This window comes from Neobacillus drentensis (genome assembly GCF_036965645.1).
Taxonomy (GTDB): Bacteria; Bacillota; Bacilli; order Bacillales; family Cytobacillaceae; genus Neobacillus; species Neobacillus drentensis_D.
Window position 1 is genome coordinate 1 of record NZ_JBALPZ010000066.1, and the last position, 10,532, is coordinate 10,532.

A 10,532-nucleotide genomic window follows, 5' to 3' on the forward strand; every position below is an offset into this window, starting at 1 on the left:
TGATTGGAGCGGAAGGCGCTCGACTCCTGCGGGAGTACGGGGCAGGGGAGACCCCACAGGCGCTTTAGCGCCGAGGAGGCTCCCCGGCACGCCCGCGGAAAGCGAGCGACTGGAGCGGAAATCAACCCAATCATAACCATCCTTTTATTTAATAATTTTCCGATTGCTCCTATTAATCCTCTTTTTGAAAAAGTAACTAATGAAATACTTAAATACCTTCCTTGTCGGTGGAAAAAGCATTAGAAAACCAACAATATCGGTAATAAATCCTGGAGTTAATAAAAAGGTCCCTCCTATTAAAATACAGATGCCATCTAAAAGCGCATCCCCAGGAAGCTGGCCCCGGCTTAACTGTTCCTGGACCTTCCGAATCGTTTGCAGCCCTTCCCTTTTCGCTAAATAGGCGCCAATAACTTTCCCTTATCTAAACTCGAGAATCCCGAAACCACTTCTTGTACATAATAGTACCAAAAATACCGGAGGGACAAAACTATGGGGACTTGTGAACTTTGTGGACGGCAACAGGTGGAAACGACGGTCCACCACCTGCTTCCAAAAGAAATGGGCGGAACATTTGGCGCCACCGCAAACCTTTGTATTCCTTGTCACAAGCAAATTCACGCCCTCTATACCAATGAAGAAATTGCGGCCCGGCTGTCTACTTTACCCGAACTGAGAGCGGATGAAAAGCTTGCCAGCTTTATCAAATGGATTCGTAAGCAGCCTCCTACAAAGCTGATGAAAATAAAAAAATCAAAAGAACGAAGACGTAAATAATTGCTAAAATAAATTAAATCGTGTACGATTAGATTGTACACGATTTAATTATTTTGGGAGGGGAACACATGACAACTGTATATGATTTTAGTGTCAAATTGCCTAACGGGGAAACGAGATCATTAAAAGAATATGAAGGGAAACCATTGGTTATCGTTAATACAGCTAGCAAGTGTGGCTTTACACCGCAATTTAAAGGACTTCAAGGATTATATGAAAAGTATAATGACCAGGGTTTAACCATTTTAGGATTCCCTTGTGATCAATTCAACAATCAGGAATTTGCTGACATTGAGGAAACCACTCAATTTTGCCAAGTAAACTATGGCGTAACCTTTCCTATGTTTGCGAAGGTAGATGTAAACGGAGAAAAAGCGGAACCTTTATTTAACTTTTTAAAAGAACAGAAAAAGGGACTGCTATCAAGAAATATTAAATGGAATTTCACGAAGTTCCTGATCGATGCCAATGGCCAGGTCGTTGAGCGTTACGCCCCAACGGTTGATCCAAGCAGGATGGAACAGGATATTAAAAAATTATTTTCTTAAAGGTGATCACTTGAAGGACTTTTTCACGTTAAAAAATCAACTATGTTTTGCCATCTATGAAACTGCTAGCGAATTTACAAAACTGTATTCAACGGTTCTTCAATCTTTCGGATTAACCTATCCACAATACTTAGTCTTATTGGCATTATGGGAAAAGGATGGGGTAACAGTGAAAGACTTGGGTGAGAGATTAAATCTTGGGACTGGCACCTTAACGCCCATGGTCGCTAGAATGGAGGGGAACGGCTGGCTTCGTAAGGAACGTTCCACTGAGGACGAAAGAAAGGTCTTTATTTTTTTAGAAAAGAAGGCCTTTGCCGAAAAACCAGCGATCACTCAAAAGGTCAGTGAAAAAATTGAAACCTGTCACATTGAGCTAAGCGAGTATGAGCAGCTTATGGAGAATTTAAATAAATTACATCACAAGCTAAAGAGCAGCAAAAATCTTAATTAGGAAAGCGGAAGCGCCATGAACAGGGTCAGAGACTAGACAATTCTCAGAGTGGAATCATTATTCTCTTATTTTACGAAATCTGGGCTGCTGCCCGCCTATTAAATAGACAGCTGTCATGCATACCTTACAGGTATTTTTTAAAAGTTTTGTCAATGTGGAAAAAAATGAGGCAGAGGGCTACTCCCTCTGCCGTTTTAATAGTTTTTTATTGAAAAAATGACGATTCACCCTATTATGTCCATTCCTTGCTGTTTGGGAAAAAACTTCGTGTATGTAAATCTTCTTATGCTGTTAGTTCTTCTATTAAACCCATTTGCAGGTTAATTAATCTATCAAGTCTCTCACTAAGTCTTACCGTTTCCGCTGAGGTAAATCCTTTGGAAAGCCCTACTTTGATCATTTTTAATCGCAGATTTTCAATTTGTAAGAATAAATCCTCATTCGTCATGATCGATAACCCCTTATATTAAAAACTTCCTGTGTAATAAGTTTACTAGTTGTAAGCGGATTCAAGGAACTGATTTTCATCATCAAATATCGACACTTTTTATATTGTTTATGTTGAGAATTGACGGGTAAGGTCCGTAGTCCCTAATGATATGATCAATCCCTTTCGAATAATCTCAAATTTTGCCGGAACTTGTGAAAAACTTTTTTACTCTATGAAACACTTTGCTAGAGTGGATGTAGATGGTTTATTACTGCTAGCTTGCTTTCTGGTTGAGCTCCCAAATTTCTCGTCATAATTTAGCGAACGTTGGAATATAGATAGTATCATTCAACTAACAGAAAAGGATGGTATTGGGATGAATATAGAAAATGTACTGTATGACGGGAAGCTTTTTATTGTAATTTATAAATATAGTTCTGGTTATTGGGAAATTAGAGAAAAGGACAGCAAATTTAATGTGCAGCTGGTTCATGAGTCGGAAGTTCAAACAGTTGATGAGACCGTTACCTCTTAAGGTGACGGTCTTTCATTTGTGCCAAAACTTTCATCTTTTGAGCCCTATTTCCAGCTTTATTCACCTTATAATCAAGTTAGGAACCGTTCTTTTCTACTTAACTATGATTATGGAGGATTTATATATGAAAAAACTCTGGGCAGTGGTAGGCTTATCACTTGTATTATTGGCAGGATGTTCATCAAAAGCTGCGGATAAGACAGAAGCATTAGATGGAGAGACGCTTTATGGAAATAAGTGCTCAGCCTGTCATGGCGGTAACTTAAAAGGCGCCGTCGGACCGTCTGTTTTAAATATGAGCAGTAAATACTCAGAAGATGAATTATATAAGATGATTACCGAGGGATCCGATAAAATGCCAGGACACCTTCTAACAGATGATGAATCTAGAATCGTTACCAAGTGGTTGATGAAAAAATAAGTATTTATTTAAAATATGGTGCAAATACGATTAAGAGGCGGACCCAAAAGGTAGTTGATGAATAATTTTTACACACTCTGTTGATTGGATCGGAAAGCGAAGCGCCTGGAGCGGAAATCAACAGACTAGTTTAGTGTATAAAAAAGGGGTGCCCCTAAAAGTTATACTTTAGAGACACCCTCTTTCTAGACTCTATTCCCTTTCAGCACCTTCTGCCGGACGTAATCGAGGTGGAGATACATTTGGTGAAAGGCTTCGAAGGGGTCACGGCTTTTGAGTGCTTCGTAAATCGCCGTATGATGGCGGACCGTTCTCTCCGGTTCTCGGACCTTAATTTCACTATTGATCTTCACCAGGGTCACAATTAAGGAATCAATCATCCCCTCGACGATCGGATTATCAGCACTTAGCGCAATAATGCGGTGAAATTCCATATCCGCTTCCCCATAATTACCATCTTGACAATTCTCAATAAAATCAATCGTCTGCTTTAATCTTGCGAGTTCTTCCTCACTGATTTTCTCAGCCGCCATCGTTATAAGCCCTAACTCCAATGCCATCCTCGCCTCTACCAAGGCCTGCAGGTTATCATGTGCTAACGCCAGCATGACCGAAAAGGGGTGACTGCTGATTTTATTATTAAAGAATGTCCCCTCACGCGTTTTACGGGTAATAACCCCCAGGGACTCCAGCGAACTAAGCGCCTCACGGAGGACCGGGCGGCTGACATCCAAAATCTCCAATAACTCCATTTCTGTCGGCAGCTTGTCCCCTGGCTTCAGCTGACCGCTGATTAATAGCTGGACGATACTTTCCATAACCTGTTTTGACAACGTATTACGACTAACTGTTTCAACATTTATCTTTTTCGAAGGGTCTTTCATCTCCAAGCTCCTCGGGTCAATTTCTAATTTGTCATCTCTTTCCATTATTACCTTAAATGACAAAAGGTTCAAGTTCCCCAACGTAACAGTTCAAAAGTTGTCCTAAAAAAAATAGCTGCCAAGCAATTTGGCAGCATCATCAAAGTTATACTTTTAATACACGGCAGATATTTTCAGCCGCAAACTCAATATTGGTCTCTCCAGCTTCTAGCGCGTCCTCTAAAGAGGTCACACCCTTTAAAATACCAATAATCGCCGTAAACCCGTTCTCATATAAAGGCTCAACACCTGTGCCAATCCGGCCGGCAAAGGCAATCACTGGGATGGAATACTTCTGAGCAATTGTTGCGACGCCATACGGTGTTTTCCCAAACAACGTTTGCCCATCAATACTGCCTTCCCCTGTAAACACATAATCCGCACCTTGGACCTGCTCTTCAAGACTGGTATACTCGATGACAAGGTCAACCCCCTTTTTCAACTGTGCATTTAAAAAGGCCATCAACCCGGCACCCAGTCCACCTGCCGCGCCGGCGCCCTCCATATGGGCGATATCTTTCCCCAGCTGTTCCTTCATTACTTCCGCATAATGAGCTAAATTCTGATCAAGCACTTTCACAATCTTAGGGGTTGCCCCTTTTTGCGGACCAAAAATAGCGGAGGCTCCATTTTCACCAATTAACGGATTGGTCACATCACAAGCTACATCAATTTTGACATCTTTTATTCTTTCATCCAAATCGCTTAAATCAATTGTTCGCAGCCGTTCCAAGGCACCGCCGCCAAATGATATCTCTTCACCACGTTCATCTTTAAAAGAAACACCAAGTGCCTGAAGCATCCCTGCCCCGCCATCATTTGTCGAACTGCCGCCAATTCCGATTAAAAAACGTTTGACACCTTTGTCCAACGCATGTTTAATTAATTGTCCAGTACCATAAGTAGTCGTCAAAAGGGGATCACGGTCCTCAGGCTTAATGAGTTCCAGTCCACTTGCACTTGCCATCTCGATTACTGCCGTTTGCCCTTCTCCTAAGAGACCATATTCCGCAATAATCTCTTCACCTAGTGGACCAAGCACCTCTGTTTTAATGATTTCTCCGTTTGTCATACTGACGAGAGATTCAACCGTGCCTTCCCCACCGTCTGCCATTGGGACAATCACACATTCCGCATTAGGAAAAACTTTACGGATGCCTCTTTCCATTGCAAGGGCAGCATTTTTAGCCGTCATACTTTCTTTAAACGAATCAGGCGCTAGCACAAACTTCATAACAATCTGTCCTTTACGGTTAATTAGAATCAGAAAAGCGCAAGCGCCTTGGTCAGCCCCGATATAGGGCGACTTGTCGACTGGCCGGCGAAAGCAGGGTCAAAGACTAGTCGCCCTTAATGCGTACAGAAAGCGATAGCTTTCTGTAGCCAAGCACAAGACAAGCCGGCCGAAAGGTTGCTTTTTAACCTTTTGGACGGATTGTCTTGTGACCTCGAGGGGCTAGGCGCTGGAGCTAGACAATTCTCGAAGTAAAAAACTTATATACTTTCTTATTCTTATAAGATAAGGGTGACAACAACGTCACCCTATTTTAGATTAGCGAACCAAACATGGACGCTTGTTATCAAACTTCCAGCCAGGAATGTAGAACTGCATCCCAACAGAGTCGTCACGAGAGTTTAAACCCATGTTGTTATATAATTCATGTGCCTTCATGATTTGTTCCATATCTACTTCTACCCCTAAGCCTGGCTTATCAGGTATCGTCAAATGTCCATCAACAATTTGGAATGGATCCTTCGTTAGACGCTCAATGCCCTCCTGCCAAATCCAGTGTGTATCAATCGCCGTGATTTCACCTGGAGCCGCAGCAGCCACATGAGTAAACATCGCTAAGGAAATATCAAAGTGGTTATTCGAGTGAGAACCCCAAGTTAAGCCCCAATCATTACACATTTGCGCCACACGGACAGAACCTTGCATCGTCCAGAAGTGCGGGTCAGCAAGCGGGATATCCACGGATTGCAGAGAAATCGTATGGCCCATTTGCCGCCAGTCAGTCGCAATCATGTTGGTTGCCGTTGGAAGTCCAGTTTGTCTTCTAAACTCAGCCATCACTTCACGGCCAGAAAAACCATTTTCCGCACCACATGGATCCTCAGCATAGGTTAAAATTCCATGCATATCTTTGCAAAGCTCTACCGCTTCTTTTAACGACCAAGCACCATTTGGATCAAGGGTAATTCTTGCATCTGGGAATCTTTCTTTTAGTGCTTTAATCGCTTTGATTTCCTCTTTCCCTTCTAAAACGCCGCCTTTTAGCTTGAAATCTTTGAATCCATATAGCGCTTGGGATGCTTCGGCAAGACGGACAACCGCTTCAGGAGTTAACGCTTCTTCGTGGCGGATGCGGTACCATTCTACTTCAGAATCAGGATTGCTGTAATATGGAAGATCCGTCCGATTGCGATCGCCAACGTAGAACAGGTAACCAAGTGTTTTTACTTTGTCACGCTGCTGGCCTTCACCTAGAAGAGCAGCAACTGGAACATTTAAATGCTTTCCTAAAAGATCAAGCAATGCAGCTTCAATTGCTGTAACCGCATGGATCGTAATACGTAAGTCAAATGTTTGTAAACCACGGCCAGCTGAGTCACGGCCGGCAAATTCGCTTCGTACTTTATTTAAAACATTGTTATAGTTACCGATTGATGAACCGACTACAATCACTTTTGCTTCTTCAAGTGTTTTCCGGATTCCTTCGCCGCCTGGTACTTCACCAACGCCGACATTTCCATTGCTATCCTTAAGGATAACAATATTTCTTGTAAAATAAGCACCGTGTGCGCCGCTAAGATTTAATAACATACTGTCACGGCCGGCCACCGGATATACTTCCATTTCTGTCACAACTGGAGTAGCACTAATTACTTTCTCAACTGTATTCATGGGGATTTTCTCCAATCAAAATGGTTTAGGTTGAGAGAACGCGGAATCTGATTTTGCCACGCTCTCTATATTGTTTTTTCAAAATAAGGAATGATTAACGAGAAATCTCAACATTAGCCAATTTTTCATAGTATTTTAATAGACTGCTGTGATCTTCAAATTCATGACCATCTACTTTCAGTGCATACATCATTTCTAATACAGCTGCTGTTAAAGGAGCTGGAGCACCGAACTCATGGCTTGTTTCCATTGCGTTTGTTAAATCTTTAATGTGTAAGTTGATGCGGAAGCCTGGGTCGAAGTTACGGTCTAACATCATTGGCGCTTTTGCATCTAGAACCGTACTTCCTGCTAAACCGCCGCGGATTGCTTGGTATACAGCTTCTGGGTTTACACCAGCTTTTTGCGCTAATACGAATGCTTCCGATACAGCTGCAATGTTTAAGGCTACGATCACTTGGTTTGCAAGCTTTGTAACGTTACCCGCACCGATTTCACCAACGTGTACAACCGACCCAGCCATAGCGGTTAATACATCTTTCACTTCTTCAAAAACTTCCTTCTTACCGCCAACCATGACAGAGATCGTGCCATCAATCGCCTTTGGCTCCCCGCCACTGACAGGCGCGTCTAACATTTCTACACCTTTTTCGATTAACGCTCTATATACCTCTTGAGAAGCTGCTGGAGCAATGGAACTCATATCCACATAGATTAATCCTTCACGAGCCCCTTCGATTAGTCCGTTTTCTCCTAGAGCAACTGCTTTTACGTTTGGTGAGTTTGGAAGCATCGTGATGACAATATCTGCTTTTTCTGCAATCGCTTTTGGAGTTGTTTCGACTTCTGCACCTAATTGTTCAAGTTCTTTGACTGCCTCTTTATTAAAATCACTAACGATTAACTGGTAACCAGCTTTGATCAAGTTTTTGCTCATCGGCTTACCCATAATTCCTAATCCAATAAATCCAATTTTTTTCATAATCTACTTCACTCCTACAAATTTTTTTATTAAAAGAGAGTACAAGATTGTACTTTCCTTATAAGATGAGAATTGTCTAGCTTCAGCGCCTAGGAAAAAATGAACTACTTTTTTCCCTGGTCAAGGCGCTTCCGCTTTTCTATTTTTGATACCATGGCGGGCAGCAAACTCCCAATTAAATGGGACATATCATGATTTACTGCCCGGTTGACTCAAAAGATAGTAATTATCCGAAGATCATATTGAGAATTAATACACCTATTAAACCAAGGATGGATAGTGCGGTTGTATAAGTTGTTCTTATTTTGATTGCCTCACCAACTGATAAATTTAGGTATTCCTTAAACATCCAGAATCCTGGATCAGTTACGTGAGAGAATGCAATACTTCCGCATGTTACGGCAAGTGTCATTAATTCCATGCTGATTCCTGAGCTTTGAGCGATAGGTAGTACCACCCCAGCAGCAGTCATTACAGCTACCGTTGCTGAACCAAGAGCAATACGTAAGAGAGCAGCGATGATCCAAGCAAGGATGATTGGAGACATATGCCAGCCAGCTGTGATATCTTTGATGTAATCGGCAATTCCACCATCAACTAGGATTTGCTTAAATGCACCGCCGGCACCAATAACCAAAATGATCATTGCCATTGGCTTAACTGCATTAGAACAAGACTGCATGACATCTTTTAGAGGACGTCCGATTCTTGGCCCTAGAAGCCACATAGAAATTAACAAAGCGATTAGCAATGCCATATTTGATTCACCGATGAAATCCATTGCGTGCCTAAAACCATTACCTTCTGGTAAAAATATAGTGGAAATAGCATCAAGGGCCATAAGTACTACTGGAATAAGAGCAACGAAAATACTTGAAAAAAAGGATGGCATTTCTTCTTCTTTAAATGTTTTGTTCGTAATAAGCCCATCTGAAATGGTTGGATTAATCTTTTTAACAAATGGAAGTCTAGGCCAAGTAAGGGCGATAAAAGCAGCTACAGGTATAGCAATAATTAAACCGTATAAAAGAGTTAATCCCATGTCGGCTTTAAAAACGCCAACAACGGCTGCTGGCCCCGGGTGTGGCGGGAGAAAACTATGACAAGTTGATAACCCGATCGACATTGGTAAAGCAACCCATAAAAGATTTAACTTTGTTTGACGAATAATGACAAATACTAGTGGAATTAATAACACGAAAGCTACTTCATAAAACATGGTAATGCCAAGTACAAATGAAGCGATTAATATAGCAAGTTGAACTCTTTTAATTCCCATTTTATCTACTAAACTATTAGCAATTTTCTGTGCGGCTCCCGCATCAGCCATGACTGTTCCGAGCATAGCGCCGAGTCCAACAATAAGAGCCGTGCCGCTCAGCTGGCCTCCAAGACCATCACCAATGGTCTCCCAAATTTTATCCAATGGCATTCCTACAAGGAGACCGACAAATAAAGAAGTTAAGAGAAGGGCGATGAACCCGTTCATTTTCAGCGGAATCATTAAAACTAGTAAAAGGACAACGGCTAAGGCAACATACAATAATGGCATGTTATTTCTTCCTTTCCCTTAGGAAATTAATAGATTTGGTATAGCTCTAAATCTTTTAAAACATTTTCCAATAGCTTTCTGCTCTCCGGATTCATCTCTGCTGCAGGAGCAAATGCATAGCCCACATCTATTCCTACCATTCTTAAACCTTCTTTTAACACAACAGGGAATGTTGCTTTGTCTACAGCTAAGCGTAGCGGTGCTAGTTTAAACTGCAATTCTAGTGATTTTTGATAATCGCCAGCCATAAACGTATTGTATATATCTGCTACCAATTTAGGAGCGATATTTCCTGTGCTTGCGATGGCACCAGTGGCACCGTGACATAGACCTGCATAAATGAGTGTGTCGCGTCCAAGTAACACGGAAAAGGATTCACGAGGAGTTACCCTTAAGTACTCAGCCGTTTTCGTCATATCTCCGCTTGAGTCTTTAATTCCAATAATGTTGTCTACCTTACTGAGTTCTTCGCAAGTCTTTACATCAATCTTCACCTGGGTACGCGCTTCATTGCCATAAAGGATGACTGGTAAGTTAGTTGACTTGGCAATAGCCTTAAAGTGCTCAGCTAACTCCGTTTGGGTTGGTGACATAAAGTATGGAGTTAGGACAGACAATGCCGAAACGCCGCCAATTTCTTCAACCATTTGAGCAGTTTGGATACAATCTCTGGTTGTAATCTCACTAGCCCCACAATAAACAGGAACTCTTCCAGCAGTGTGATCCACTGTCACTTCTACAACGCGGCGTTTTTGCTCAGGTGTTAAACCGTAAATTTCACCGCTTGACCCTAGAATAAACAATCCATGGACACCACCTGCAATGGTGTAGTCGATGACTTTTCTTAATGAGTCCTCCATCAATTGACCGTTTTTATCTAATGGTGTGACTAATGCGGGGATGACCCCTTTTGGTTTAAACATTTGTTAAACTCCTCCCTGCTTTTAAGATCCTTGTTTTGGAAAATAATTGTGCATTTGTGAATCTTTTCACATATTCTATTTC

General features: G+C 41.8%; 13 protein-coding genes. 5 read left to right on the plus strand and 8 right to left on the minus strand.

The features are described from left to right. Nucleotides 1-144: 144 nt before the first annotated feature. Entirely contained in the window at nucleotides 145-411 is a 267-nt protein-coding gene (locus V7266_RS13695) for an FxsA family protein (protein ID WP_335468465.1), read from the minus strand. 81 nt (nucleotides 412-492) lie between these two features. Here V7266_RS13695 and V7266_RS13700 point away from each other — a divergent pair, with 81 nt between their 5' ends. The 3 genes from V7266_RS13700 (at nucleotide 493) to V7266_RS13710 (ending at nucleotide 1,779) form a co-directional block, all read left to right on the plus strand. Further along, entirely contained in the window at nucleotides 493-777 is a 285-nt protein-coding gene (locus V7266_RS13700) for an HNH endonuclease (RefSeq protein WP_335468448.1), read from the plus strand. 68 nt (nucleotides 778-845) lie between these two features. Next, nucleotides 846-1,325, plus strand: a complete 480-nt coding sequence (locus tag V7266_RS13705; protein WP_335468449.1) for a glutathione peroxidase — start codon at nucleotides 846-848, stop codon at nucleotides 1,323-1,325. A gap of 10 nt (nucleotides 1,326-1,335) precedes the next feature. Continuing rightward, nucleotides 1,336-1,779 (plus strand): MarR family winged helix-turn-helix transcriptional regulator, encoded by a 444-nt coding sequence (locus tag V7266_RS13710; RefSeq protein ID WP_335468450.1) that lies wholly within the window; start codon nucleotides 1,336-1,338, stop codon nucleotides 1,777-1,779. A gap of 283 nt (nucleotides 1,780-2,062) precedes the next feature. Here the strand turns inward: V7266_RS13710 and V7266_RS13715 are convergent, their stop codons facing one another. Then, on the minus strand, nucleotides 2,063-2,227 hold the full coding sequence (locus V7266_RS13715; protein WP_335468451.1) for an aspartyl-phosphate phosphatase Spo0E family protein: 165 nt from the start codon (nucleotides 2,225-2,227) through the stop codon (nucleotides 2,063-2,065). Between the two features lie 358 nt (nucleotides 2,228-2,585). Here V7266_RS13715 and V7266_RS13720 point away from each other — a divergent pair, with 358 nt between their 5' ends. Both V7266_RS13720 and V7266_RS13725 read left to right on the plus strand, forming a co-directional pair. Further along, entirely contained in the window at nucleotides 2,586-2,744 is a 159-nt protein-coding gene (locus V7266_RS13720; protein WP_335468452.1) for a hypothetical protein, read from the plus strand. Between the two features lie 124 nt (nucleotides 2,745-2,868). Further along, nucleotides 2,869-3,165: a c-type cytochrome gene (locus V7266_RS13725; protein WP_335468453.1), complete on the plus strand. Its 297-nt coding sequence runs from the start codon at nucleotides 2,869-2,871 to the stop codon at nucleotides 3,163-3,165. 185 nt (nucleotides 3,166-3,350) lie between these two features. Here the strand turns inward: V7266_RS13725 and V7266_RS13730 are convergent, their stop codons facing one another. The 6 genes from V7266_RS13730 to dapA all read right to left on the minus strand — a co-directional run bounded on the left by V7266_RS13730 (nucleotide 3,351) and on the right by dapA (nucleotide 10,450). After that, the gene (locus V7266_RS13730; protein ID WP_335468466.1) at nucleotides 3,351-4,049 is read right to left on the minus strand and encodes a FadR/GntR family transcriptional regulator; all 699 of its coding nucleotides are present in this window, start codon (nucleotides 4,047-4,049) and stop codon (nucleotides 3,351-3,353) included. Between the two features lie 145 nt (nucleotides 4,050-4,194). After that, a complete protein-coding gene (locus tag V7266_RS13735; protein ID WP_335468454.1) occupies nucleotides 4,195-5,322 on the minus strand; it encodes a glycerate kinase in 1,128 nt (375 codons plus the stop codon). A 318-nt stretch (nucleotides 5,323-5,640) separates the two neighbouring features. Continuing rightward, complete coding sequence (gene gudD / locus V7266_RS13740; protein ID WP_335468455.1) at nucleotides 5,641-6,993, minus strand: glucarate dehydratase; 1,353 nt, start codon at nucleotides 6,991-6,993, stop codon at nucleotides 5,641-5,643. A gap of 94 nt (nucleotides 6,994-7,087) precedes the next feature. Continuing rightward, nucleotides 7,088-7,975 carry a 2-hydroxy-3-oxopropionate reductase gene (gene garR, locus V7266_RS13745; protein WP_335468456.1) on the minus strand — a complete coding sequence of 296 codons (888 nt, stop codon included), beginning with the start codon at nucleotides 7,973-7,975 and terminating at the stop codon, nucleotides 7,088-7,090. Between the two features lie 226 nt (nucleotides 7,976-8,201). Beyond that, nucleotides 8,202-9,527, minus strand: coding sequence for a gluconate:H+ symporter (locus V7266_RS13750; protein ID WP_335468457.1), 1,326 nt, complete (start codon nucleotides 9,525-9,527; stop codon nucleotides 8,202-8,204). Nucleotides 9,528-9,553: 26 nt separating this feature from the next. Then, nucleotides 9,554-10,450: a 4-hydroxy-tetrahydrodipicolinate synthase gene (gene dapA / locus V7266_RS13755; protein WP_335468458.1), complete on the minus strand. Its 897-nt coding sequence runs from the start codon at nucleotides 10,448-10,450 to the stop codon at nucleotides 9,554-9,556. Nucleotides 10,451-10,532 lie beyond the last annotated feature (82 nt).

What these genes read in the sequence shown, in the direction of transcription:
- V7266_RS13730 (WP_335468466.1), bottom strand. Translation starts at nt 4,049, where the DNA reads ATGAAAGACCCTTCGAAAAAGATAAATGTTGAAACAGTTAGTCGTAAT.
- V7266_RS13705 (WP_335468449.1), top strand. Translation starts at nt 846, where the DNA reads ATGACAACTGTATATGATTTTAGTGTCAAATTGCCTAACGGGGAAACG.
- V7266_RS13725 (WP_335468453.1), top strand. Translation starts at nt 2,869, where the DNA reads ATGAAAAAACTCTGGGCAGTGGTAGGCTTATCACTTGTATTATTGGCA.
- V7266_RS13700 (WP_335468448.1), top strand. Translation starts at nt 493, where the DNA reads ATGGGGACTTGTGAACTTTGTGGACGGCAACAGGTGGAAACGACGGTC.
- V7266_RS13720 (WP_335468452.1), top strand. Translation starts at nt 2,586, where the DNA reads ATGAATATAGAAAATGTACTGTATGACGGGAAGCTTTTTATTGTAATT.
- V7266_RS13715 (WP_335468451.1), bottom strand. Translation starts at nt 2,227, where the DNA reads ATGACGAATGAGGATTTATTCTTACAAATTGAAAATCTGCGATTAAAA.
- gudD (WP_335468455.1), bottom strand. Translation starts at nt 6,993, where the DNA reads ATGAATACAGTTGAGAAAGTAATTAGTGCTACTCCAGTTGTGACAGAA.
- V7266_RS13750 (WP_335468457.1), bottom strand. Translation starts at nt 9,527, where the DNA reads ATGCCATTATTGTATGTTGCCTTAGCCGTTGTCCTTTTACTAGTTTTA.
- V7266_RS13735 (WP_335468454.1), bottom strand. Translation starts at nt 5,322, where the DNA reads ATGAAGTTTGTGCTAGCGCCTGATTCGTTTAAAGAAAGTATGACGGCT.
- garR (WP_335468456.1), bottom strand. Translation starts at nt 7,975, where the DNA reads ATGAAAAAAATTGGATTTATTGGATTAGGAATTATGGGTAAGCCGATG.
- dapA (WP_335468458.1), bottom strand. Translation starts at nt 10,450, where the DNA reads ATGTTTAAACCAAAAGGGGTCATCCCCGCATTAGTCACACCATTAGAT.